General features: G+C 50.5%; 28 protein-coding genes. All 28 read left to right on the forward strand.

The genetic code is table 11. The annotated features are described in order from the left end of the window. Positions 1-276 precede the first annotated feature (276 nt). The gene (gene dprA, locus H7F31_RS19080) at positions 277-1428 is read left to right on the forward strand and encodes a DNA-processing protein DprA (protein ID WP_187100072.1); all 1152 of its coding nucleotides are present in this window, start codon (positions 277-279) and stop codon (positions 1426-1428) included. Between the two features lie 28 nt (positions 1429-1456). Beyond that, a complete protein-coding gene (gene topA, locus H7F31_RS19085) occupies positions 1457-3556 on the forward strand; it encodes a type I DNA topoisomerase (RefSeq protein ID WP_187100073.1) in 2100 nt (699 codons plus the stop codon). Positions 3557-3678: 122 nt separating this feature from the next. Beyond that, positions 3679-5007 (forward strand): FADH(2)-oxidizing methylenetetrahydrofolate--tRNA-(uracil(54)-C(5))-methyltransferase TrmFO, encoded by a 1329-nt coding sequence (gene trmFO / locus H7F31_RS19090; protein WP_108994291.1) that lies wholly within the window; start codon positions 3679-3681, stop codon positions 5005-5007. Between the two features lie 195 nt (positions 5008-5202). Continuing rightward, a complete protein-coding gene (hslV, locus tag H7F31_RS19095) occupies positions 5203-5748 on the forward strand; it encodes an ATP-dependent protease subunit HslV (RefSeq protein ID WP_087570983.1) in 546 nt (181 codons plus the stop codon). A 205-nt stretch (positions 5749-5953) separates the two neighbouring features. Then, positions 5954-7357, forward strand: a complete 1404-nt coding sequence (gene hslU, locus H7F31_RS19100; RefSeq protein WP_187100074.1) for an ATP-dependent protease ATPase subunit HslU — start codon at positions 5954-5956, stop codon at positions 7355-7357. Positions 7358-7387: 30 nt separating this feature from the next. After that, entirely contained in the window at positions 7388-8158 is a 771-nt protein-coding gene (gene codY, locus H7F31_RS19105) for a GTP-sensing pleiotropic transcriptional regulator CodY (RefSeq protein WP_087570981.1), read from the forward strand. A 220-nt stretch (positions 8159-8378) separates the two neighbouring features. Next, the gene (gene flgB / locus H7F31_RS19110) at positions 8379-8792 is read left to right on the forward strand and encodes a flagellar basal body rod protein FlgB (RefSeq protein WP_087570987.1); all 414 of its coding nucleotides are present in this window, start codon (positions 8379-8381) and stop codon (positions 8790-8792) included. A 3-nt stretch (positions 8793-8795) separates the two neighbouring features. Next, positions 8796-9248 carry a flagellar basal body rod protein FlgC gene (flgC, locus tag H7F31_RS19115; protein WP_187100075.1) on the forward strand — a complete coding sequence of 151 codons (453 nt, stop codon included), beginning with the start codon at positions 8796-8798 and terminating at the stop codon, positions 9246-9248. Between the two features lie 27 nt (positions 9249-9275). Next, positions 9276-9584 carry a flagellar hook-basal body complex protein FliE gene (gene fliE / locus H7F31_RS19120; RefSeq protein WP_187100076.1) on the forward strand — a complete coding sequence of 103 codons (309 nt, stop codon included), beginning with the start codon at positions 9276-9278 and terminating at the stop codon, positions 9582-9584. A gap of 41 nt (positions 9585-9625) precedes the next feature. Beyond that, positions 9626-11200 (forward strand): flagellar basal-body MS-ring/collar protein FliF, encoded by a 1575-nt coding sequence (gene fliF / locus H7F31_RS19125; protein WP_187100077.1) that lies wholly within the window; start codon positions 9626-9628, stop codon positions 11198-11200. A gap of 11 nt (positions 11201-11211) precedes the next feature. Continuing rightward, entirely contained in the window at positions 11212-12228 is a 1017-nt protein-coding gene (gene fliG, locus H7F31_RS19130; RefSeq protein WP_087570977.1) for a flagellar motor switch protein FliG, read from the forward strand. Next, positions 12221-13060: a FliH/SctL family protein gene (locus H7F31_RS19135; RefSeq protein WP_187100078.1), complete on the forward strand. Its 840-nt coding sequence runs from the start codon at positions 12221-12223 to the stop codon at positions 13058-13060. Before fliG ends, H7F31_RS19135 begins: the two co-directional genes overlap by 8 nt. Then, positions 13047-14375 carry a flagellar protein export ATPase FliI gene (gene fliI, locus H7F31_RS19140; protein WP_087570975.1) on the forward strand — a complete coding sequence of 443 codons (1329 nt, stop codon included), beginning with the start codon at positions 13047-13049 and terminating at the stop codon, positions 14373-14375. Before H7F31_RS19135 ends, fliI begins: the two co-directional genes overlap by 14 nt. An 8-nt stretch (positions 14376-14383) precedes the next feature. Beyond that, positions 14384-14830: a flagellar export protein FliJ gene (gene fliJ, locus H7F31_RS19145; RefSeq protein ID WP_087570974.1), complete on the forward strand. Its 447-nt coding sequence runs from the start codon at positions 14384-14386 to the stop codon at positions 14828-14830. Positions 14831-14861: 31 nt separating this feature from the next. Beyond that, positions 14862-15773: a MotE family protein gene (locus H7F31_RS19150; protein ID WP_261800054.1), complete on the forward strand. Its 912-nt coding sequence runs from the start codon at positions 14862-14864 to the stop codon at positions 15771-15773. Positions 15774-15815: 42 nt separating this feature from the next. Further along, entirely contained in the window at positions 15816-17192 is a 1377-nt protein-coding gene (locus tag H7F31_RS19155) for a flagellar hook-length control protein FliK (protein ID WP_187100080.1), read from the forward strand. Between the two features lie 54 nt (positions 17193-17246). Continuing rightward, positions 17247-17744, forward strand: a complete 498-nt coding sequence (locus H7F31_RS19160; RefSeq protein ID WP_397372637.1) for a flagellar hook capping FlgD N-terminal domain-containing protein — start codon at positions 17247-17249, stop codon at positions 17742-17744. After that, positions 17741-18133: a TIGR02530 family flagellar biosynthesis protein gene (locus H7F31_RS19165; protein ID WP_187100082.1), complete on the forward strand. Its 393-nt coding sequence runs from the start codon at positions 17741-17743 to the stop codon at positions 18131-18133. The genes H7F31_RS19160 and H7F31_RS19165 overlap by 4 nt, the downstream gene beginning before the upstream one ends. 95 nt (positions 18134-18228) lie before the next feature. Further along, positions 18229-19041: a flagellar basal body rod protein FlgG gene (gene flgG, locus H7F31_RS19170; protein ID WP_108994302.1), complete on the forward strand. Its 813-nt coding sequence runs from the start codon at positions 18229-18231 to the stop codon at positions 19039-19041. 74 nt (positions 19042-19115) lie between these two features. Beyond that, positions 19116-19343 carry a flagellar FlbD family protein gene (locus tag H7F31_RS19175; RefSeq protein ID WP_087570968.1) on the forward strand — a complete coding sequence of 76 codons (228 nt, stop codon included), beginning with the start codon at positions 19116-19118 and terminating at the stop codon, positions 19341-19343. Next, positions 19340-19804: a flagellar basal body-associated FliL family protein gene (locus tag H7F31_RS19180; RefSeq protein WP_087570967.1), complete on the forward strand. Its 465-nt coding sequence runs from the start codon at positions 19340-19342 to the stop codon at positions 19802-19804. The genes H7F31_RS19175 and H7F31_RS19180 overlap by 4 nt, the downstream gene beginning before the upstream one ends. Positions 19805-19838: 34 nt before the next feature. Then, a complete protein-coding gene (gene fliM / locus H7F31_RS19185) occupies positions 19839-20840 on the forward strand; it encodes a flagellar motor switch protein FliM (RefSeq protein ID WP_108994303.1) in 1002 nt (333 codons plus the stop codon). Beyond that, on the forward strand, positions 20830-22080 hold the full coding sequence (gene fliY / locus H7F31_RS19190; protein WP_187100083.1) for a flagellar motor switch phosphatase FliY: 1251 nt from the start codon (positions 20830-20832) through the stop codon (positions 22078-22080). The genes fliM and fliY overlap by 11 nt, the downstream gene beginning before the upstream one ends. Positions 22081-22100: 20 nt before the next feature. Next, on the forward strand, positions 22101-22463 hold the full coding sequence (locus H7F31_RS19195) for a response regulator (protein ID WP_087570964.1): 363 nt from the start codon (positions 22101-22103) through the stop codon (positions 22461-22463). A gap of 15 nt (positions 22464-22478) precedes the next feature. Then, positions 22479-23120 carry a flagellar biosynthetic protein FliO gene (locus H7F31_RS19200; protein ID WP_187100084.1) on the forward strand — a complete coding sequence of 214 codons (642 nt, stop codon included), beginning with the start codon at positions 22479-22481 and terminating at the stop codon, positions 23118-23120. Continuing rightward, positions 23110-23871, forward strand: a complete 762-nt coding sequence (fliP, locus tag H7F31_RS19205; protein WP_108994306.1) for a flagellar type III secretion system pore protein FliP — start codon at positions 23110-23112, stop codon at positions 23869-23871. The genes H7F31_RS19200 and fliP overlap by 11 nt, the downstream gene beginning before the upstream one ends. A 21-nt stretch (positions 23872-23892) precedes the next feature. Beyond that, positions 23893-24162, forward strand: a complete 270-nt coding sequence (gene fliQ / locus H7F31_RS19210) for a flagellar biosynthesis protein FliQ (RefSeq protein ID WP_087570961.1) — start codon at positions 23893-23895, stop codon at positions 24160-24162. A gap of 13 nt (positions 24163-24175) precedes the next feature. Continuing rightward, positions 24176-24967: a flagellar biosynthetic protein FliR gene (fliR, locus tag H7F31_RS19215; RefSeq protein ID WP_187100085.1), complete on the forward strand. Its 792-nt coding sequence runs from the start codon at positions 24176-24178 to the stop codon at positions 24965-24967. Positions 24968-24976 lie beyond the last annotated feature (9 nt).

Raw genomic sequence — 24976 nt, forward strand, 5'->3', positions numbered from 1 at the left:
CACACAATGAATCGACAGCCTTGGGAAATGGGTCGCAACGGAGCCAATTTGCGCGATGATGAACCAATAATGTCACGTTTGTCCGTTAGCGTCATTTATGTCCATTAGGTGGCTAGTGACTGGACGTTTTTGGGTTTTTGAATCACCTTTAGGTGATTTTGTCGATGATTGCACGGTTGAAATGGCGTCAAAATAAGGGGCGACTTGCATTCTTCCTCCACGTGAAGCAAAATAGACTAGGATGCAACCTGCCCTGATCTCGAGAGGGTTGGGTTAATGGACGACAATAAAAGAGCAATTCGCGATATGGTAGTAGCGCTTAACGAGATTCCCGGTATTGGATGGCATGCGATTAAAAACGCGATTGAGCATAAGCTCTGGACGAAGGATCGAACGCAACCGGAAGCATGGATGGCGGCAGGTTTTCGCGACGATCGAGCCGAGAAGGCAGCGAACTTATTTCGCCAACCCATCTGGAACTCGGGAGACGATAAAGGTTGGATGAAAGCTGAATCCGTTCAAGCCGGAGTTGGGATGGATCGCTTGCTAACGCCATTTGATGCAGGTTATCCTTTCGAACTGAAGCATATTGCGCAGCCGCCGTGGGTGTTGTATGCTAAGGGACGGTCGGAATTGCTAGAACGGCCTTCAGTTGCCATTGTCGGAACCCGAATGCCGACTGCATATGGCAGGCATACGGCCGATAAGCTTGCTCAGGAGCTCTCAGAGGCAGGTATTACGGTTGTTAGCGGGTTGGCCAGAGGAATAGACAGCAGGGCGCATGAAGCGGCTCTAAAGGGCAATGGAAGCACGATTGCCGTATTGCCGACTCCGATCGATACGTGTTATCCGCCGCAAAATTTATCGCTCTTCCGAAATATCGGGGAACAGGGCTTGCTGGTATCGGAGACGCCCCTCGGAACGAAGCTCCATCCCGGCCAATTTCATCAGCGCAATCGAATCATTGCAGGCTTGGCTTGCGCGACGATCGTCGTAGAAGGTGCGCGGCGAAGCGGATCGCTAATAACCGCCAAGTTCGCGTTAGACTGGAATCGGGAAATTTTTGCCGTGCCCGGTCCCATTAATTCGCCTAAGAGCGAAGGTCCTAACGTACTGATTCGTGAGGAGAGAGCTCGGATTATAACGGGAATCGATGATATTTTTGACCAATTGTTGTGGCTGCGAGATGCTGCAAAACCTTGGGGCAAGCAAGGCGGACAGACAGTTGGAAGCAAGGAGAAAGAGGAGAGACCGCAGTTGCCGGAGGAGGCCAAGCTGCTTGCTCTGCTAAGGGATCGGCCGTTGTCGATTGACGAACTGCACGGGCTGACTGCTATTCCGTTTGGACATTTGAACTCACTTCTGCTAAATTTATGTATAAAACGAACAATTGAGCTTCAGCCTGGTTCCATATATAGAATATTGTAACTTGTCGCAAAGAGAGGAGGCACCTCGCGTGGCTGATTCATTAGTTATTGTAGAATCCCCGGCCAAAGCAAAGACGATCGGCAAATATTTGGGGAGCAAGTTTATTGTGAAAGCCTCCATGGGCCATATTCGCGATCTGCCCAAGAGCCAGATCGGTGTCGAGGTCGAGAACGATTTCAGTCCCAAATACATTACGATTCGTGGCAAAGGCAGCGTGCTCAAGGAATTGAAGGACGCCAGCAAAAAAGTGAAAAATGTCTATCTGGCGGCTGACCCCGATCGCGAAGGGGAGGCAATCGCTTGGCATCTGGCTCATTACTTGGAGCTTAACGAAGGCGACACCTGCAGGGTCGTCTTTAATGAGATAACGAAACAGGCGGTTAAGGACGCTTTCAAGCAACCACGCAAAATCAATATGGATCTTGTTAACGCCCAGCAAGCTCGCCGGATTCTGGACCGGCTTGTCGGCTACAAGATCAGCCCATTGTTATGGAAGAAGGTCAAGAAGGGATTGTCCGCAGGCCGCGTGCAATCCGTAGCCGTCAAGCTAATCATTGACCGCGAAAACGAGATTGACGCTTTTGTGCCAGAAGAATACTGGTCGATTACAGCAAAGCTTAGGCAGAAAGACGTCACGTTGGAAGCAAAGTATTATTCCTTGGGCGGCGAAAAGCGCGAGCTAGGCAAAGAAGCCGATGTCCAAGAAGTATTGGCGGCCATGAAGGGCGAAGGCTTTACCGTTCAGGAAGTGAAAGAGAAGGAAAGGCTGCGCAACCCAGCGCCTCCGTTCATTACCAGCTCCCTCCAGCAAGAAGCAGCTCGAAAGATCGGATTCCGAGCTTCCAAGACGATGTCCGTTGCTCAGCAATTGTATGAAGGCGTAGAGCTTGGCAAGGAAGGAACGGTCGGTCTCATTACTTACATGAGAACGGACTCCACTCGGATCTCCCCTGTTGCACAGGAGGAGGCGAAGATTTATATTACCGAGAAATACGGTCCCGACTATATGCCGGATCAGCCACGCATCTATACGAGGAAAAACAGCAATGCCCAGGATGCGCACGAAGCGATTCGTCCGACCTCGATCTATCGAGATCCGGAATCCATGAAGCCTTTCCTTACGAGGGATCAATTGCGGTTATACAAGCTGGTCTGGGAAAGGTTCGCATCCAGCCAGATGTCGTCCGCCGTATTGGATACGATGACTGTAGACCTTAGTGTAGGGGATGTAGTGTTCCGGGCTACCGGTTCCAAGATCAAGTTCCCGGGTTTTATGAAGGTGTATGTAGAAGGCAACGACGACGGTACGGAAGAGGAGCATAAATTCCTGCCGCCGCTGGCGGTCGGCGACCAGCTCACGACCGAAGCCGTTGAACCTAAGCAGCACTTTACGCAGCCTCCGCCCCGTTATACGGAGGCAAGGCTGGTGAAGACGCTAGAGGAACTCGGTATCGGACGTCCAAGTACGTATGCGCCGACATTGGAAACGATTCAGAAGCGCGGATACGTCGCCATCGAAGAGAAAAAATTCGTTCCAACGGAGCTTGGCGAGCTCGTCAGCCAGTTAATGGAGGAGTTTTTCCCTGAAATTCTGGATGCAGAGTTCACCGCCAACATGGAAGGCAATCTTGACCACGTAGAAGAGGGCACGGAGGACTGGGTCAAAGTACTTGCGAACTTCTATGAATCGTTCGAGAAGCGACTGGAAGTCGCGGAAGACGAGATGAAGGAGATCGAAATCCAGGATGAAGTGTCGGACGAAATCTGCGAGAAATGCGGCAAGCACCTCGTCTACAAGATGGGGCGGTTCGGCAAGTTCCTCGCTTGCTCCGGATTCCCTGACTGCCGCAATACGAAGCCGATCATCAAGGATATCGGGGTAGCATGTCCCAAGTGCGGGGAAGGCAAAATTATCGAAAGACGCAGCAAGAAGGGCAGAATCTTTTACGGCTGCGATCAATATCCCGGCTGCGATTACGTGTCCTGGGATAAGCCGACGGGCAAGCCGTGCCCGAATTGCGACTCCATGCTAGTGGAGAAGAGGAGCAAAGCAGGCGTGAAGCTTCAGTGCCCGACCTGCAGCCATACAGAAGAAGTTCCGGACGACGACCAGGAAGAACAAGCATAGAGGATACGACATTGAGAACACAGCGTCCTCCCTTTATAGGGAGGATGATGTCTGTTTAGCCATACCGTGCCAATTAACGTCAGAAATTTCAAAAAGTTTTACCGAAAGGATTGGAATTAATCATGTCCCAGAAAGTTACCGTTATTGGAGCAGGTCTAGCCGGCAGCGAAGCCGCCTGGCAAATCGCTTCGCAAGGCGTGCCCGTTACGCTGTACGAGATGCGCCCGGTCAGACAAACGCCGGCCCATCATACAAACCAATTTGCAGAGCTGGTCTGCAGCAACAGCTTGCGGGCCAATGGACTGTCAAACGCCGTCGGCGTTCTCAAGGAAGAGATGCGCCGTTTGGACTCTCTGATCCTGAGCAGTGCCGATCGCAATGCCGTCCCGGCAGGCGGGGCCTTGGCAGTCGATCGCGATGGTTTTTCAGGCGAAGTAACGAGCAGGCTTCGCGAGCATCCGCTCATCGAAGTGCTTAACGAAGAAGTAACCGAAATCCCTCAGGACGGGATCACGGTCATAGCAACGGGCCCTCTGACGGCACCCGACCTGTCCAAACAAATACAAGGATTGTTGGGCGAGGAATACTTTTACTTTTACGATGCTGCAGCGCCGATCATCGAGAAGGACTCCATCGACATGAGCAAGGTATATCTAGCTTCCCGCTATGACAAGGGTGAGGCGGCTTATTTGAATTGCCCTATGACGGAAGAAGAGTTCGAAATATTCTATGAAGCGCTTGTTAATGCGGAGACAGCCGAGCTGAAGGAATTCGAGAAGGAAATTTATTTTGAAGGCTGCATGCCGATCGAAATCATGATGAGACGCGGCAAGCAGACGGCCTTGTTTGGACCCATGAAGCCAGTCGGACTGATGAACCCTCATACGGGCAAGCTTCCTCATGCCGTCATTCAGCTGCGGCAAGACAATGCGGCAGGGACTCTCTACAACATGGTTGGTTTTCAGACCCATCTGAAGTGGGGCGAGCAGAAGCGTGTCTTCCAACTGATTCCGGGACTGGAGAATGCCGAGTTTGTCCGTTACGGGGTCATGCACCGGAATACGTTCATCAACTCTCCCAAGCTGCTGAAGCCGACGTACCAGACGCAGACGCGTGACTCGTTGTTCTTCGCAGGACAAATGACCGGAGTAGAAGGTTACGTCGAATCGGCGGCTTCGGGCCTGATCGCGGGTATTAACGCTGGAAGACTGGCTCGCGGTCTGGAGCCTCTTGTTTTGCCGGATCACACGACATTAGGCAGCATGGCTCAATATATTACGACGGCGGACTTCAAGCACTTCCAGCCGATGAATGCGAATTTTGGGCTGTTCCCGCCGCTCGAGACGCGTATTCGGAACAAAAAGGACAAAAACGAAGCGATCGCTAATCGGGCGCTTGACGCCATCGACGCTTTTAAATTGCAACATTTGACTCATCCTGCCGTACAGTAGACTATATAGGTGGAAGTTCAAAAAGTACGGTTTTCAGCACCGAGTAGATGGAATGCAAGCTTTTTGAACAACCTCTATAACTCCGCGACGGGAAGTCATCTGCGCAGCACGTCGTGCTGTTCGCGTGATTACTGTCATAGAGTAGATTAAACGAACTTTTTTCGGAACATTAATATACGGAACGGAGGCGCATGGATGGAAATGCAATTTCACGCAACGACGATCTGCGCAATTCGCCATGACGGCAAGGGAGCTATTGCGGGCGATGGTCAGGTGACGTTCGGCAACAGCATGGTGATGAAAAATACGGCCAAAAAAGTTCGGCGTTTATACCGCGGACAGGTCGTTGCAGGTTTCGCGGGATCGGTCGCGGATGCTATCACGTTGTTCGAGAAGTTTGAGGCGAAGCTGGAGGAGCATCACGGCAATCTGCAGCGCGCGGCTGTCGAGATGGCGAAGGATTGGCGTTCGGATCGAGTGTTGCGCAAGCTGGAAGCCATGATGCTTGTCATGGATAAATCCGGTCTGCTGCTCATCTCCGGCAACGGCGAAATTATTGAGCCGGATGACGGAATCCTTGCGATTGGCTCCGGGGGCACTTTCGCATTGTCGGCAGCCAGAGCGCTTAAACGCCATGCCCCTGGGCTCGAGGCCAAGGAGATGGCAAGATCCGCGCTGGAAATTGCCGCCGAGATATGCGTTTACACAAATAATAATATTATAGTTGAAGAGATTGGGTAGGATATCGTGTCAAAAAGTTCGGTTTTCAGCACCGAGAAGATGGAATGAAAGTAGAAACTGAGGAGCGGAGCGTAGTGGCAGCTACGTGAGCACCGGAAGTTTCGCTTGCGTTCCATATTCGACGTCGAGTAGACTTCGTGCTATACTTCGTGATCAAAAGCGGGCTTTTTGAACTACCTCATAAAAGAAGTGGGAGGCGAGAAGGATGGGGAATGATGCTTGGACGCCGCGCCAGATCGTGGCGGAGCTTGATAAGTACATCGTAGGCCAGAAGGAAGCCAAACGATCCGTTGCTGTTGCGCTGCGCAACAGATACCGTAGAAGCCGTCTCGATGAAGCGCTTAGAGACGAAATCGTGCCCAAAAACATTCTAATGATCGGTCCAACGGGGGTCGGCAAAACAGAGATCGCCCGCCGGCTTGCCAAGCTTGTCAAGGCTCCGTTCGTAAAGCTGGAAGCGACCAAATTTACGGAAGTCGGATATGTAGGCCGCGACGTCGAATCCATGGTTCGCGATCTTGTGGAGACGGCTATTCGAATGGTGAAAGCGGAGCGGACCGAGCAAGTGAGAGATAAAGCCGAGAAACAAGCCAACGAACGAATCGTTCAGTTGCTCGCGCCAAGCGCGGCGAAAGTCAAGACGAACAAAAATCCGTTCGAAATGCTTTTTGGCGGCAATCAGGAAGAGAAGGAAGAAGAGAAGGACAAGGAGCAGGACGGCGAATTGCAATTGAAACGTTCGCAGATCCGCGTGCAACTTGCAGAGGGCAAGCTCGAGAACGAAGTGATCGAGATCGAAGTCGAAGACACGACGCCGAATATGATGGATATGCTGGCCGGAGGGCAAGGTCCGGAGGGCATGGGCATGAACATGTCGGAGTTGTTCGGACAACTGATGCCCAAGAAGCCGAAGAAACGCAAGCTCCCTGTTAAGGAGGCGCGTAAAGCTCTCACGCAGGAGGAAGCGAATAAATTGATCGATATGGACGATGTCGTGACGGAATCCGTCATCAGGGCGGAGCAGAGCGGCATCATCTTTATCGACGAAATTGACAAGATCGCAAGTCCGTCAAGAGGCTCCGGACCCGATGTTTCCCGTGAAGGCGTGCAAAGGGATATTTTGCCTATCGTGGAAGGTTCGACCGTTATGACGAAGTATGGCCCCGTGAAGACCGATTATGTATTGTTTATCGCTGCAGGCGCGTTCCATATCGCGAAGCCCTCCGATCTTATTCCCGAGCTGCAAGGACGTTTCCCGATTCGGGTAGAGCTGACTTCGCTCAGTCTGGACGATTTTATCAGTATTTTGACAGAACCCAAAAATGCGTTAACGAAGCAGTATACCGCGCTGCTCGCTACCGAAGGCATCGAAGTGGAATTTTCGCCGGAAGCGATTCGCGAACTGGCATCTATTGCTGCTGACGTCAATCGCAATATGGAGAATATAGGTGCCCGCCGACTGCATACGATTCTGGAGAAGCTGCTTGAAGATCTTAGCTTCGAGGCGCCTGAACTGTCGCTTGACAAGATGACGATCACGCCTGAATACGTACGCGAGAAGCTTGGCGGCATCGCGAAGGATCGAGATTTAAGCCAATATATTTTGTAGTTGTTACAGTTCTGGGAGGCACATGGGATAATGAGCTTATTAAACAAAACAAGAACACTGAACCGGCTGCTCCAACGAGCAGCCGGCAAGGCGCTAAGCTTTAGGGAAATGGCGGAAGTGTTATGTTCGACCGTGCAAAGCAATGTATTCGTCGTCAGCCGCAAAGGCAAAATTTTAGGCTGCGCAGCCGTTGACGTATATGATCACGATTATATCCGTTCCTTATCGGCGGACGAGCTCCGGTTCAGCTCGGAGAGCAACCTCCGTTTCCTTGACACGGCAGAGTCTCTTACAAATGTAGAACTGTATCCCGGAATAATGGAAACGTTCTCCAAATTAACTAGTCATGAAGTCATGACAGTCGTTCCAATTACGGGAGGAGGGGACCGACTAGGTACGTTGATACTGACTCGTCAGGCCGGAGCCTTCGATGATGACGATTTGGTGCTTGCCGAGTATGGTTCCACGATAGTCGGAATGGAGATACTGCGGGAACGGGCAGACGAGATCGAGCAGGAAGTCAGAAGCCGTGCAGTTGTTGCTGTAGCCGTCGGATCGCTCTCGTTCAGCGAACTGGAAGCGGTAGAGCATATTTTCGAGGAGCTGGACGGGAAGGAAGGATTGCTTGTCGCTTCCAAAATTGCCGATCGTGTCGGCATAACCAGATCGGTTATCGTCAACGCTCTGCGCAAGCTCGAAAGCGCAGGGGTTATCGAAACCAGGTCCTTGGGAATGAAAGGAACTTACATCCGAATCCTGAACCACCAACTTTTGCAAGAATTGAAAAAGATCAAATCGTAGTCCTAGTTCCATAAGTACACGTAAGTCCTATCTTTCATCAAAGATAGGGCTTTTTTCTCATTGTAATAATTTAGGAAATTGAAGAAGATATTCGTGGTAGCAAAAAACGACACAAACGTCTCATTTTTTTAATATTTATTTGTCGAATGAAGAAGGAATGAGAGGTATGTTGTTGAATAGGTAAGTTATGATTTTCATAGCGAAAGTGGTGAAACGAAAAGTGAAATTGTTGAATGGTGCGGCATTTGGACGCATGGAAGCGGCTTTGTACACCGCTGAAGCTAGACAACGAGTCATATCGAATAACATTGCAAATGCAGAAACGCCACACTTCAAACGTTCCGAGATGCTGTTCGAAGAGCTGCTGGAGCAATCGATGGGGGATTCGGTAAGCAGTCTTGCCGGAAAAACAACGGATGCCAGACATATCCCGATCGGAACGAATTCTTCAAATCTTCCTGCATCGCAAGTAATAATCGATAATTCGACATCCATGAACAACAACCAGAATAATGTCGACGTGGATCGCGAAATGTCGCTGCTCGCCAAAAATCAACTACGCTATAACTTCTATATCCAACAAATTAACCACGATTTGAAAATGTTGAGAACAGGTATCGACGGGAGGGCATAGAAAGTGAAATTGTCTAACGGATTCGATATTAGCGCATCCGCCTTAACCGCACAACGCATGAGAATGGACGTTATTTCTTCTAACATCGCCAATGCCGAAGTAACCAGGGGAAGCTACGTAAATGGAAAGTTCGAACCTTACAAGCGAAAGCTGGTCGTGCTGGAGCCGACGCAACAATCGTTTTCCTCCCTCCTAGCGGGGCAGATGGGCGGAAAAGAAAATGTGTCCGGTGTCCGGGTAGCGCGTATTCAGGAAGATCATACACCGAACAAGCTTGTATATAATCCTTCGCACCCAGATGCGGACGAGCAAGGGTACGTACATATGCCTAACGTCGATGTTGCTAAAGAAATGGTCGATATGATTTCCGCATCACGTGCTTATGAGGCTAACGTAACAGCTATTAATGCGACTAAAGCCATGTTCGTAAAGGCGCTGGAGATCGGAAGAGCTTAGAGCTAACAACAACAGGGAGGGAAATTCATGATACAATCGATGCAGCTAGGGCCTATTGCACCATCCCAAGCCATCGCTGGAGCGAAACCCGTTAAAGATGCTACGCCTGCGGAATTAACGCAGTCCTTTGGACAATATCTGCAAACTGCTCTGGAGAGCGTAAGCAATCAAGAAAAACAAGTGCATGCCCTGAATGACCAATTCCTCGCCGGCAAGGTGGATGTGACTCAGGTGCTAATTGCCTCGGAGCAAGCGCAACTCGGTTTGCAATTGACCTCACAGGTCCGCAACAAAGTGGTAGAAGCATACCAGGAAATGATGCGGATGCAACTTTAATCCTGCAATATGATCAGCATAGTATTGGGTGAGGTGACAACGTGAACGAGAGAATCGCCCACTATCGCGGCAGGCTCAGTGGTTTCTGGGGCCAGATGGGCAAAAGACAAAAAATATGGTTGGGGGCGTCGATAGGAGGATTGCTGTTAACGGTCATTCTGTTAACGATAGTGTTCACCAGGACGGAATATGAGCTCGCGTTTCAAAATATGGACGCAACTGATGCCGCAGCCGTTATGAATTATTTGGACGGAAACGGCATTCCATACGAGCTCAGCAGCAATGGCAGCAGCATTTCGGTACCGAGCGCGGTTGCATCCCGAGTTAAAGTCGATGTAGGATCGCAAGGTTTAGTTCAAAACGGATCTATCGGTTTCGAAGTGTTCAGCAATAGCGCATCTCAATTCGGCAAGACGCAAAACGAATTCGATGTCATCTACCAAACGGCTCTGAACGGCGAGGTGCAGAAGCTCCTTAACGGACTTCAAGGCGTAGAGAGCTCCAAGGTGCTCATAAATCGTCCAGAGGAAAGTGTATTCCTGACAGCGGCCGACGAACCGCAGGCAACTGCCGCGATCGTCATGAAATTTACGTCGGGCTACCGTCCATCGCAGAAGGAAATTGATGGTTACTACAATCTCGTTAAATCCACCGTATCCGATCTCGCGATCGAAGATATTACGATTTCGAGTCCGCAAGGCGAATTGATCTCCTCCGTTGTCGGGGGAGCAGGCACAGGCAGCGCAGATGCGGTAGATATGCAGTTTCAGATTCAAAACAAATACGAAACAAGTCTCAAAAAAGAAATTCAGCAGTTCTTAGGACCTATCGTTGGCTCCGACAACCTCGTAGTCAGCGTCGCCAGCTCCATGAACTTCGATAAACGCAGGACGGAAGAGAACCTCGTTCGACCGTTGGCTGACAACGACAACAACGGGATCAAGGTGAGCGAACAAATTGACAACTCCAGTTCAACAGGATCATCCGCTCCCGCTGGCGGAGTAGCCGGCACAGGCGAGACGGACATCCCGGGATATGAAGCAGGCTCGCAAGGGGCTAACTCCTCGGAAACCAATTCGCAAGTCACGAATTACGATTACGACCGCATCAAAAACAACATTGAATCGGGACCTTACGTTCTGGAGGACTTATCAATTAGTATCGGCATTGAAGCTGCACAATTAGAGGACGAAAATGCAAGGACAGACATTACCAATTATTTGACTACAGTCGTTCGCGGTCAACTTGCAGGTTCGGGTCAGGATGTTAATGATGACGTATTAATGGGTAAAAAGGTTTCATTAATCGCCCGAACTTTTGCGGAGAACCCATCAGCCGCATCGAAAGCCGGTTTATCGACAGGTTGGGCAATTGGACTGGGTGCAGCCGCGCTCGCGCTTATCGGCGGACTCGTCTTCCTGTTAAACCGCAGACGCAAACAAGCGGAGATTGAAGAAGTCGAAATGGCTCCGGTGTCGACGAAAGTGGAATATCCGACGCTTGATCTGGACAGTGTCAACAACGACAGTCAAGCTCGCAAAAATCTTGAAACACTCGCCAAACGCAAGCCTGACGAATTCGTCAATCTTCTTCGCACCTGGCTTGTAGACGAATAGAGGTGCCATAAATGTCCAAAAACATGATGCAAGGCTTATCCGGACGCCAGAAAGCAGCCATCTTGCTCATTACGCTCGGACCTGAAGTATCGGCGCAAATATTCAAGCATTTGCGAGAGGACGAGATTGAGCAGCTGACGTTGGAAATCGCCAATGTGCGCAAAGTAGACAGCGGTGATCGCGAGACGATTCTAAGCGAGTTTCACCAAATATGTCTGGCGCAAGAGTATATCTCGCAGGGCGGGATCTCTTATGCCAAAGAAATTCTCGAAAAGGCGCTCGGAGAAGCGAAGGCGCAGGACGTTATCAATCGTCTGACAGCTACGCTGCAAGTGAGGCCATTCGATTTCGCAAGGAAGGCGGAGCCGGCACAAATTCTCAACTTTATTCAAAACGAGAATTCGCAAACGATCGCGCTCGTTTTGTCCTACTTGCAGTCGGAGCAATCGTCCCAAATTTTATCGTCGCTCCCGCAGGACAAACAAGCGGATGTCGCACGAAGAATCGCGCTGATGGACAGTACTTCTCCCGAGGTTATCTCGCAAGTAGAACGCGTGCTTGAACAGAAGTTATCTGCTACGGTTACGCAGGACTATACAAATGCCGGCGGCATCGATTCCATCGTGCAGATTCTTAACGGAGTCGACCGGGGAACGGAACGCACCATCCTCGACGCGCTGGAGATTCAGGATCCGGAACTGGCCGAAGAAATCAAAAAACGGATGTTCGTATTCGAAGACATCGTCAATATCGACAATCGCTCCATTCAGCGGATCATTCGCGATATCGAGAACGCGGATCTGCAACTGGCCCTCAAAGTGGCGAGCGAAGAGGTGCGCGAGGCCATCTTCCGCAACATGTCCAAGCGGATGGCCGAATCGTTCAAGGAAGAGATGGAATTTATGGGGCCTGTCCGGCTGCGTGATGTTGAAGAAGCCCAGACTCGAATCGTCGCTACGATTCGCAGGTTAGAAGAGTCGGGTGAAATTATTATCGCGCGCGGCGGAGGAGATGATATTATTGTCTAATTTGATCAAATCCTCCAGCGTGATTTCATTGGAGCAGCTCAAACGGCTTCAGTGGTCCAATCCTTATGCGGCTGCGGCTGTCGATCCCGCTCAGCAGGGAGAAACAGAATCCTGGCAGCCGGATCAAGAGACGATAGCATTGCGGGACCAAATCTTGTCCGATGCCGAATCGTTTGCAGAAGAGAGGCTTCGCGAAACTTCGCAGGAATGCGAACGGATGCTGGGAGAGGCGGAGCAACAGATCGACGTATGGTGGCTTCAGAAACGATCCGAGGACGAGGCCGCATTCGAAGCGTCCCGGGCGGAAGGCTACGAGCTAGGGTTCGGCGAGGGATCCGCGGAGGCTGTTAAGCAGTTGCAGCAGAGCTGGGAATCCCGGTTGTCGGAAGCGGCCGAAGTGTTAAAAGGCGCTTACTCCATGCGTGAACAGATTATACAGGAAGCCGAACCGTTTCTAGTCGAGCTCAGCGTGGCCATAGCGGAGAAGATCATTGGCCAGCAGTTGGCTTCGGCTCCAGATATGGCAGTCGACTTAATTCGAAAGTCGCTCTCCCGCAGAAGAGAGCAAGGCGTCATCACGCTCTGCGTCGCACCTTCGCAGCTGGCTTTCGTTCAGGCATCAAGGGAAGAGCTGCATACCGCGATCGATTCGCAAGCCGAGCTTCATATCCTGCCGGATTCAACGGTTAAGGACAATGGCTGCGTCATACGATCTGCTTACGGCAGCATAGATGCGAGAATCGATACCCAGTTATCCGAGATCAAGCGCGAGCTGTTCCAGCTGGCTCACCAGAGCGGCGAAGAACGGAGTGAACCAAATGACTGGGAGTAGATCGCTTGATATTCACAAATATTTAGAGCATCTAAGACCGCTTGATCCTGTCCGCGTCAACGGCAAAGTGACTCAAGTCATCGGTTTGACGGTGGAATCGGAAGGTCCGGATGCGAGTATCGGCGACTTGTGTTATATTTATCCGTCCAAATCGGCCAAGCCGCTTAAGGCTGAGGTCGTTGGCTTCAGAAATAACAAGGTCATTCTGATGCCGCTTGGCGATCTTCATGCCATAAGCCCAGGCTGCGATGTCGTCGGAACGGGCAAACCGCTCACGGTCCAAGTTGGTTCGGAGCTGCTGGGGAAAGTGCTTGACGGATTAGGCAATCCGCTTGACGGAAGTTTCCTGCCAAGCCGTATGCAGCATTATTCCACTCACAACGAGCCAAGCAATCCGCTAAATCGTCCGCGCGTGACGGAGCCGCTCAGCATCGGTGTCAGAGCCATCGATGGTTTGCTTACCGTAGGTCAAGGACAACGCGTCGGTATATTCGCTGGTTCGGGCGTAGGCAAAAGTACACTGCTTGGCATGATTGCCCGAAATACCTCGGCCGATGTCAATGTAATCGCCCTTATCGGCGAACGCGGCAGGGAAGTGCTGGAGTTCATCGAAAAGGATCTCGGGCCCGAAGGTCTTGCGAGATCCGTCGTCATTGTGGCAACATCCGATCAACCCGCTCTCATCCGAATGAAAGGCGCTTTGATTGCAACGACTATCGCCGAATATTTCCGTGACCGCGGATTAAACGTCATGCTGATGATGGACTCCGTAACCCGTTACGCCATGGCGCTGCGCGAAGTTGGTCTTGCCATTGGCGAGCCGCCTGCAACTAGAGGGTATACGCCATCCGTCTTTGCAGCGCTTCCCAAGCTTCTGGAACGAGCGGGTACGGGACCAAGCGGCTCCATTACGGCGTTTTATACCGTCCTCGTGGACGGCGATGACATGAACGAACCTATCGCGGACGCGGTAAGGGGCATTCTGGACGGTCATATCGTATTAAGTCGGCATTTGGCCCACAAGGGACATTTTCCCGCGATCGACGTTCTTGCCTCTGTCAGCCGCGTCATGAAGGAAATCGTGACGGAGCAGCAACAGGATGCCGCGAACGAACTGAAAAGACTTCTTGCTATCTATAGAGATTCGGAAGACCTGATCAATATTGGGGCGTATCAAGTCGGATCCAACAAAGAAATTGATAAAGCGATCGAAGCAATAGAAACGATCCATGCATTCGCTAAGCAGAAAACGACCGAGAAGGTAACGCTCGGCGAAGCGCAATCGCAATTGATAGAGCATTTTGACAGGAGCTGAACGCTGAAGTGGCAACCTTCCATTATTCGTTCCAAAAAGTAGTCGACCTGAAGACCAGCCAGAAGACTCAGGCCGAATGGCTGTTGTCTGACGCGCTGAGCGCGTTGTCCGTGCAGGAGATGTCGCTTCGCGAGTTGGTGCTGGCGAAAGAGGAATGGGAAGAGAAGTTACAACGATCCGCGCAGCAGGTCATGCCGTTATCCGAAGTACGGATCATCGGAGAATACCTTGAACACTTGCAGACGTGCATCGACAAAAAACGTTTGGACGTGCTGCAAGCCGAACGGGTTGTTGAGCACAGCCGGTCGCGACTCGCGGACAAGGTAAAGGATGAGAAGGTGTGGCTTAAGGCGAAGGATCATGCCTGGGATCGATTCCGTCATGCTCTGCAATTGAAGGAGCAGAACGAGCTGGATGAAATGGCCACCGTCCGATTCATGATGCCAACCCCATAAGAACATGCGTTTGCGCCGGCAGAGGGAGTGAGTGGAATTGGCGGAAACAGGTACAGAAAAACAAAGCTATAACGGATTTGAACGATTTATGTTTCTGATGATACCGATCTTGTTCGTCGTGGTATTGCTAGGCGTATTATTTGCGATATTCGATGTGGAATTCCGCAATAAGGCTCTGCAGGTCGGCAATTCCGTGCCGATCTTGCGCGAGGTGTTGCCGGAGCCCAAGATATCAGAAAACTCGATGGACGATGATGCCATCCGCAACAAGAAGATGAGCGAGAAGATCGAGGAGCTGGAAACGGAGCTTGCCGCAGTGAAAGCGGAGCTGGCGGCCGCTAACGCGACGGCCTCGAACCAGGAGGAAGCCGTAAAAGGCCTCGAAGACGAAAATGCGCAGCTCAAGCAGCTGACCGAACAGGAGTTGCTGGAAGCTGAGCAGTATACCGCCAAGATAGAAGAACTGGCGAGTATGTTCTCGAAGATGACACCTAGCAAAGCAGCCCCGATCGTACAAAACATGAATATTGACGAAATCGTGTTGTTGTTCGCATCCATGCGTTCGGATGACCGCGTGAAAATTATGGAGAAGATGGATCCAAGGATTGCGGCGGAAGCTACGGTTAAATTGAAGGATAACGTTGAAGTAAAGGATCTCCAAATCGCCGCTCTGCAAGCAAGAGTGAACGAGCAGGCAGGCGAAACGGAAACAACGGTTTCCTCCACGCTTAATCAAGAACAGCTGAGCGCAACCTTCGAATCGATGGATGCAAAAAGCGCCGGTGAAATGCTTCTGAAAATGAAGGACATCAGCCCGAGCAAAGTGATTCGTATCCTCAATTCTGTAAGCGATACGGCAAGATCCGGCATTTTAAGCGAAATGTCGAAAAAGGATGAAGCGGCCACCGCTACGATCGTGACAAAGCTGTTGCCAGGCACATAGGCGCTATGGATGGACGAGGATCGGAAAGGAGGTGAAAAAACAATGGAAATGATGATTAACAGCGCTGTAGCAGCTTCAACTCAGACAACGGCTGCCGTATCGCAAGGTGCGTCTAAAGGACAAGCTAGCAACCCGGGCGCGGGTTTTCAACAAACGTTGGTTCATCACATCGCTGGACAATCCGTGGGAGAAGAGGTTGCAGGTCAGCAATCTTCACTTGTGTCGGCAATAGCCGGACTGTCAGCTCTTGCAGAAGCCGAGAGCGAATTGCCAACGCCGACGCTGGAGGAGCTGATGGCTGCCATCGACGGATTGATCGACAGCCTGGGCGAGAACGCGCAAGACGACGAGACGCTGTCCGAGCAAGACTTGATTGAGCTGACTGGCGCAATGGAAAGCATAAACGCGTTGCTCGCGCTATTAGGAGCTCCGATTGTACGACTGCAGCCGCAAGCTGAGTTGCAAGCGGGGTTGGCTGAAGAAACAATCAGCATTCGGGAAGCGGCGTTAAACGTGAAGAGCAGTCTGCAGGACGCTTTGCTTGGGCTGCAAACGAAATTGCAGCAAGGACCTCTTAAACAAGTGCAGGGTCAGGATCCGCTTGCCTTCGTCGGAGAGCAGCTGCGAGCAATCGCCTCCAAGCTCGAGGGTGCTAAAACGAAGCCTGTAGAACAAGCCTTAGCCAGCGAGACGCCTGAGTGGCTGGTCACCCAGCAGACGGGTTCTAACGAAGCGCTTGTCCACCTTCAGCGAATGAGCCGTCAAACGGCGCATCCTGCATACATGCAAGCAATCGCGGAACAAAAAGCCTTGTTTACCGAGACTTTGATTCAAGCGGAAGTCGGAGCAAGCTCATCGGAATCGGCACAGCCCGTTCAGCTTCCGTTCGTGGGACCTGATAACGTTCGGGAATTTGCATCGCTGTTGACCAAGTCCGCAGCACCGACGTCGTTCGTACTCGCTGATGACTTCGCAGAAACGATGGAAGGCCTCATCGTGCAGAAGTTCGATATCCGGGCATTAAACGGTGTTACCGAAGCAAAGCTTATGCTGTTCCCGGAGCATCTTGGACAAGTCGACGTTAAGATTTCCATGCAGAACGGTCTATTGACCGCGCTGTTCCAAGCCGATAATGCTATGGCCAAGGATATGCTCGAGAATCAGATGGCTCAGCTGCGAGCTGCGTTGCAGGCGCAAGGCCTTAACGTAGAGAAGCTGGAAGTCACTCAAAGCAGCTCGGCAGCACAGCTTTCCAATCAGCATTTCGGCAATGGCCAAAATGGCAGCGGTCAATCCGGTGACCGTCAAGGGTTCCGCGAAGACGAGCGCGTGAGTGACAACGCTTTTGAGACGGAGATGGTCGAGCAAGCCGCAATACAGGGGTTAGGCTTTGGCAGATCGATTAACGAAAAGGCATAAATACATTACTAAATTTTCGAGCTTGCAATCTAGTTTATGCTTGGAAGGATGGAGGTGAGGAAATTGTCAGATGCTGTGTCCACCCGAACGGTATGGCCCAACTATGATAAATCCAACGTGCAGGCTGCGTCGAACAAGAAGTCGACCGACACGCTTGGCAAAGATCAGTTCTTGTCCATTCTCGTTACGCAATTAAGAAATCAGGATCCTATGCAGCCTATGCAAGATAAAGAGTTTATTGCGCAGATGGCGCAATTTACTTCCGTCGAGCAGCTGATGAACATGGCGGGAGAGCTCGCGTTAATGCGTCAGAGCATCGGCTCCGCTTCGAGCCTGATCGGCAAACATATAGAATGGTACGAATACAACGAACAAGGCAACGTCATCTCGATGACGGGACAAGTGGATTCCATTTTGTCCAGAGATGGCCTATTGTACGCCAAGTCTGGCGATAAAGAGGTAGCGCTGGATTATGTCGTTGCGATCTCGGATACGGAGATTGAGGCCAAGGACCCTGTGGAAGAGGATGGCGCAGGGGAGGAAACGCCATGAGCGATACGATAAAAATCGGTCATCTGTTTCCGATCAAAACGACGCCTATTCAGCTTGAGAAGGCGGATAAAACCCATACCCATCAGCAGGGAAAACCCGTATCTACGGAATTCCGCGATTTGCTGGAATCCAAAGTATTAAAGTTCAGTCATCATGCCGAGACGAGAATGGAGCAGAGAGGCATTAAGCTGCAGCCCGATTCTTTGACTCAAATCATGCAAGCCGTGGACGATGCCGCATCCAAAGGCGCCAAGGATTCTTTGATCGTCTACCGCGATATCGCCATGATCGTAAACGTTCCAAGCCGTACAGTTGTAACGGCGCTGGAAGGCAATCAAATGAAAAGCAACGTATTTACACAAATCGACAGCGCGATCATTTTGAACTAAGGTTGGACCTCTTTGAGGAAGCCTGGTCGTGGACCGATTGAAGCGACTGAGGGAGCAATGATCGACATTATTTGAACCAATGGAGGAATAGAGCCATGTTAAGATCGATGTATTCCGGCGTGTCCGGCATGAGAGGGTTCCAAACGAAACTCGACGTTATCGGCAATAACATTGCAAACGTAAATACGGTAGGCTTTAAAGCGGGCCGTGTCATGTTCCAGGACATTCTAAGCCAGACGGTAGCCGGAGTTACCGCGCCGGAAGAAGGAGAGCGTGGCGGTGTTAATGCCAGACAGATCGGTCTGGGCGTATCGATCGGTTCGATTGATACGATTCATACGGCTGGCAGCGCCATGACGACGAATCAACCGAATGACCTTCGTATCGACGGGGATGGATTCTTTGTTGTATCGGCCGGTGCCGATGGCGAAATGTTGTTGACTCGCGCAGGCAATTTCACTCTTGACTCGGCCAGGCAGCTGGTTACGTCCGACGGCATGTTCGTACTGGATAGCGGCGGAGCTCCTATCGTGCTTGATGAAGAAGTTACGGCTTATTCTATCAGTCAAGACGGTATGATCATCGGCGTGACGGTTGACGGTCAAGTGGAGGTGGCTCAGCTCGGGATCGCCAAGGTCGTCAATCCGAGCGGCCTCGAGAAGCTTGGAGGCAACTTGTACCGGATGACGGTAAATGCCAATCCGGACGGCGAATTCGATCTGTTGACGGCGAATGACGCAGAGACCGGCACGGGTGCCATTATTTCCGGTCAGCTGGAGATGTCCAACGTCGATCTGACGGCGGAGTTTACAGAGATGATCGTCGCGCAGCGCGGATTCCAGGCGAACTCCAGAATTATTACGACTTCAGACGAAATTTTGCAAGAAGTCGTTAACTTGAAACGTTAAACCTTAGAATAATAGCAAGCTAATTCGGGAGGCCGTTCCTAGCGGTCTCCTCCTACATAGCAAGGGGGTAGCTGATGATTACCGTAACGCGATTGAATGGAACCAAAGTTGTTATTAATGCGCTTCTCATTGAATTGATTGAAGAGGCTGCTGATACCGTGATCACGCTCACGACAGGCAAGAAGCTGGTGGTGAAGGAAAAGTCCTCCGAGCTGCTGCTTCTGAATCAGCAGTTTCTTCAAACAATCGGCCTCGTCGCGGCGGCCCAAAAGAGTGATCAAACGGAGGGTCCTACGTCATGAAAAAAATGTTGCCTTGGTTAATAACGATCTTGTTATCTATTACGCTTATCGCCATTGTATCCATCATTTTGTTCCGTTCGCTGTTCAACGATCCGGCCAGTACAGCAGCGAACAAGGAGCCGGTCGAAATCGAAAAGCTATCGGCCGATAAGCGTGTCGAGGTGACAGCCGAACTCAATGATTTTCGCCGCAATCTGAAAGATCAGGAGAAAGTTGTGATTATCAGCTTTGCGTTCCAGCTCGACGCGAAAAAGACGAAAGAGGATTTTGACAAGCTGCTCGAAATTGAAATCAAGCCTATGATCAGCCGCACTCTCGCCGATACAACCGCAGAAGAATTAAATGGATCGCAGGGAGAAGACGCGCTTGAATCTAAGCTTCTGAACTTGATTAATCCTGCCCTACCGAAAGGCAAGCTGATTAAAGTCGAAATTACGGATTTCATCATTACAGAACTATAACTTATAGGCGATTTCCTCGAAGGAGGTGAGAGAATTGGTTGATGTATTATCGCAGAACGAGATCGACGCCCTGCTAGCCGCGCTGTCTTCCGGCGAGATGGACGCGGAGGATTTGAAGAAGGAAGAGGTTACGCGAAAAGTCAGCGTGTACGATTTCAAACGGGCCGTGCGGTTCTCGAAGGACCATATCCGGAGCTTGACTCGCATTCACGAAAACTTCGCGCGATATTTGACAACCTATTTCTCGGCGCAGCTTCGTACCTTTGTCCAGATCAACGTCGTGGACGTGGAGCAATTGCCTTATGACGAGTTTATTCGTTCCATTCCGAAGATGACGATTCTCAATATTTTCGAAGCGGAACCGCTCGAAGGGCGAATGGTGCTGGAGGTCCATCCGAACGTTGCTTACGCGATGTTGGACCGCATGCTGGGCGGACAGGGTATCGCTCCATCCAAAATAAACAACTTAACCGAGATTGAAACAACCGTCATGGAACGAATTTTCGCGAGAACGTTCGAAAGCCTGCAAGAGGCCTGGAAAACGATTATCGATATATCGCCCAGGCTGGAGGCGTTGGAGACCAATCCGCAATTTATGCAGATCGTATCCCCTAACGAAACGATCGCTCTTATATCGTTCAGCACGAAGATCGGCGATACAACCGGTATGATCAACTTATGTATCCCTCATGTTGTATTAGAACCGATTATGGCAAGACTTTCCGTACATCATTGGTTTGTTTCTCAGAAAAAAGAACGTATTCCGGAAGAAGTGGAAATTCTGGAGCAGCGCGTGAGCAAAGCGAAGCTTCCCATCATCGCGGAGCTTGGCGAATCGTCTATTACGATACAGGAGTTCTTGTCGCTGGGCGTTGGCGATGTGCTGTCCCTTAATAAATCGGTTGAGGATGGTCTTCGAATTAAAGTAGGGGACAAGCTGAAGTTTATCGGAAGTCCAGGCTCGGTCAAAGATCGGTTAGCCGTTCAGATTGACGAAATTGTAAGCGAAGGAGCGGATGAATTACATGATGAGTAAAGATTATTTATCACAAGAGGAAATCGACGCCCTACTTCGTCAGTCCTCTAATGAACCTGAAGAGATTGCGCTTCCTTCCAATGAAGTTCAATTATCGGACTTCTTGTCATCTTTGGAGCAGGATGCGCTTGGCGAGATCGGCAACATTACTTTCGGGAGCGCGGCAACGGCGTTGTCGACGCTGCTAGGCAAGAAAGTAGAAATTACAACACCTCAAGTTACGTTGGTCAGACGAGAGGAACTGGGCGATATTTTCCCGAAACCCCATGTTGCGGTCAGCGTGCAATATGTGGACGGATTCGAAGGAATCAACTCCCTCGTCATTCGCACGAAGGATGCTCAAGTCATTGCGGATTTGATGTTAGGCGGAGAAGGACTTGTCGAAGCCGGTGAATTGAACGAAATTCATATCAGTGCCGTTCAGGAAGCGATGAATCAGATGATGGGCTCTTCGGCAACCTCCATGTCGACCATCTTTAACCGTTTTGTTAATATTTCTCCGCCTGGCATCGATATCCTTGATGTCAATCGGGGCGACGGAATGGGACATCTGCCTCCGGTGGACGTGTTTATTAAAATCTCTTTCCACTTGACGATTGGCGATCTCATTGATTCGACAATCATGCAGCTTTTGCCCGTCTCCTTCGCCAAACAAATGGTGTCGACGCTTATGGGTGATGCCGAGCTGCCGGAGCCTGCAGCTTCCGAACCAGCCAAAGCAACGGCGGAAGCGGAGCAGCAAGCAGCCATTCAGCAATCAGCTGCTGCAGCATCGATGATGGCGCCTCCAATGCAGCCTCCGATGCAGGCCGCACCGCCTATGCAGAATGCTGGAGGGTATGGGATTCCCGCAGCAGGTTACGACAATCCAATGGGTAATCCGGGACCTTCAGCCCATCCGCAAGGACTTAATCGCAACGTCAATGTTCAGCCCGTTCAGTTTGCGAACTTTAACAATGCGTCTTTTGTACCACAAGACAACACAAATCTAAATTTATTGCTCGACATACCGCTGAAGGTCACTGTAGAATTAGGTAGAACCCAGAAGCAAATTAAGGATATTCTAGAACTGTCCCAAGGCTCCATTATCGAGTTGGACAAGCTAGCCGGCGAACCGGTCGACATTCTCGTCAACAACAAACTAATCGCAAAAGGCGAGGTTGTTGTCATCGACGAGAACTTCGGCGTGCGTGTCACGGACATCGTCAGCCAATGGGACCGTATTCAAAAATTACAATAACATCCTAGGAGGAAATGAACATGGCAAACCGGATTCTGATCGTTGACGACGCAGCTTTCATGCGTATGATGATTCGCGATATTTTGTCGAAAAATGGCTACGAGGTAGTAGGAGAGGCGCAGGACGGCGCGCAAGCGGTGGAGAAATACAAGGAACTGAAACCGGATCTTATTACGATGGACATCACGATGCCTGAGATGGACGGGATCTCCGCGCTTAAAGAGATCAAAAAGATGGACGGCAATGCCAAAGTCATCATGTGCTCCGCCATGGGTCAACAAGCGATGGTCATCGATGCGATACAAGCTGGTGCGAAGGACTTTATCGTCAAGCCATTTCAAGCGGATCGTGTTATCGAAGCGATTAAGAAGACGCTGGGATAAGGCATCAGCAACGTTATGAAATTACAACTACGAACCGCTGTGTTGGCCGCGGCAGGCCTGTCCGTTTTACCTGGGGTTGCCGCAGCCAAGCTCGGGGAGAGCGGCGCCGGCAACGAGATCCCCGATACTTTTTCCGGTTCGGAGCCTGGAGAGTTTCTCAGTGGACTCGTTTGGGTGATCATTTCTCTCGCGATCGTGATTACTCTAATCGTGGTCGTGATCAAGTGGCTGTCGAGTCGCAGTCGTTCTTGGGGCGCAAGTCGCTCCATGCGTTCAATGGGCGGCATAGCTCTTGGTCAGAACAGCTCGATGCAAGTCGTAGAGATTGCAGGCAGCATCTACATTGTTGGCGTCGGCAATTCCATTACGCTGATCGACAAAATAGACGATCCCGAACAAGTCGGGAGAGTCATCGCCGCAATGGAGAAGCAAGCCGAAGTCACATGGGCGCCAAAGGATATCGTTTCGTTGGTCAGACGCTGGCGCACCGGCGACAAAGAAGAGAAACAACCTAAGGACGAACGTTGGAACGATTCGGCATCCTTTCAGCAATTGCTGAACAGCAAGCTTTCTCAGCAGAGCGATCGAAAGGAACAATTGGAAAGCTTGCTAAACAAACAAAATAAGAACGAACGGTTGATGGACGATGAAAAATAAGAAGTGGGTGTCTTTCTTCGCCGTTCTGCTGCTATCATTATTGCTTCAGAGTCAGACTTTCGCGGAGCCGTTGCCGGATATTTCGATTAATATCGGCAATAACGGAGGGGATGGAGAAGCGCCCGGCACCAGCGCGCTGTCGTTGCTGCTTATTATTACGGTACTAAGCATCGCGCCGGCAATCATGGTGCTCATGACCAGCTTTACTCGGATCGTAATCGTGCTTGGATTCGTTCGAACTTCAATTGGCACTCAGACGACGCCGCCGAATCAGGTATTGATCGGTCTTGCCATGTTCCTTACTTTTTTTATCATGGCGCCTACTTTCGGGCAAGTAAACGAGGTTGCTCTTCAGCCATACCTGAAGGGCGAGATTACACAAACGCAAGCGTTCGAAGAAGCGGCCAAGCCGATGAAAAAATTTATGTTCGCCCATACGCGCGAAAAAGATTTATTATTGTTCATGAATTACACGCAGACAGAAAAACCGTCTTCGTACGAAGATATTCCGCTGACTGTGTTGATTCCGGCCTATGCCATCAGCGAACTCAAGACAGCTTTCCAGATGGGCTTTATGATATTTATCCCGTTCCTGGTCATTGACATGATTGTCGCCAGTACCTTAATGGCGATGGGGATGATGATGCTGCCGCCGATCATGATCTCATTACCGTTCAAGCTGCTTTTATTCGTGCTTGTTGATGGCTGGTATCTGATCGTCAAGTCGTTGCTGCTCAGCTTCAACACATGATGTCACAGGAGGGTAATGCTCATGAGTGCTGACTTCGTCATCGGATTAGCCGGCGAAGCGGTGTATACGGTTCTGAAAGCCAGCGCTCCAATGCTGGTTCTCGCCTTGGTTGTTGGTTTGTTAATCAGCGTCTTTCAGGCGACGACCCAGATTCAGGAGCAGACGCTCGCTTTTGTTCCCAAGATTGTCGCTGTTTTTGTCTCCATCATTGTTTTCGGTCCATGGATACTGAATACGGTTGTCGACTTCACATACCGGCTGCTGAACAATCTTCATCATTACATCGGTTAGGTTGTGAATGCGGATGAATGCAATCGTTCAAGGGTTTCCTATTTTTTTGCTTATTTTTTGTCGAATAACTGCATTTTTCGTCATTGCGCCTGTCTTTTCTTCGCGAGGCGTGCCGAATGTGTTCAAGATTGGTTTAGGATTTTTTATTTCCTTAATCGTATTTATGACCTATGGGATGGAGCAATCCATCGTTATGAACGCGGAATACATACTCGTCCTCATTCAAGAGATGTTGATCGGCATATTGCTGGGGTTTGTTGTTTATTTATTTTTTATGATTGTCCAAACCGCGGGCTCCATTATGGATATGCAAATCGGGTTCGCGATGGCTAACGTTGTTGATCCCCATACCGGAGCTTCATCGCCCCTATTGGGAAACTTCAAGTATATGCTCATGCTGGTCGTATTTTTAATGATGAATGGCCATCATTATTTATTGACGGGATTGATGGACAGCTATCAGTGGCTGCCTCTAACGAACGACTTGTTTGCCCGAATCATGGAGGGCGGCGTTACCGACTTTCTGACTCGTACGTTCGGCAATACATTCCTTCTTGCACTGCAGGTGGCAGCACCGCTTGTCGTCGCCATGTTTCTGACGGACCTGGGGCTCGGCTTCCTGGTCAAAACAGCTCCGCAGTTCAATATTTTTGTCATCGGCATCCCGTTAAAAATTATCATTGGTTTGATTCTATTGATGTTGTTATTGCCCGGGATGGCGGTGTTATTCGAAAAGCTGTTCGCTATTATGTTCGATTCGCTGGAACACTTGCTCGGAATCGTACAAGGACCGCCAGTTGAGTAGGCAGGAGGC

The organism is Paenibacillus sp. PAMC21692, from assembly GCF_014303795.1.
In the GTDB taxonomy this organism is placed as follows: Bacteria; Bacillota; Bacilli; order Paenibacillales; family Paenibacillaceae; genus Pristimantibacillus; species Pristimantibacillus agaridevorans.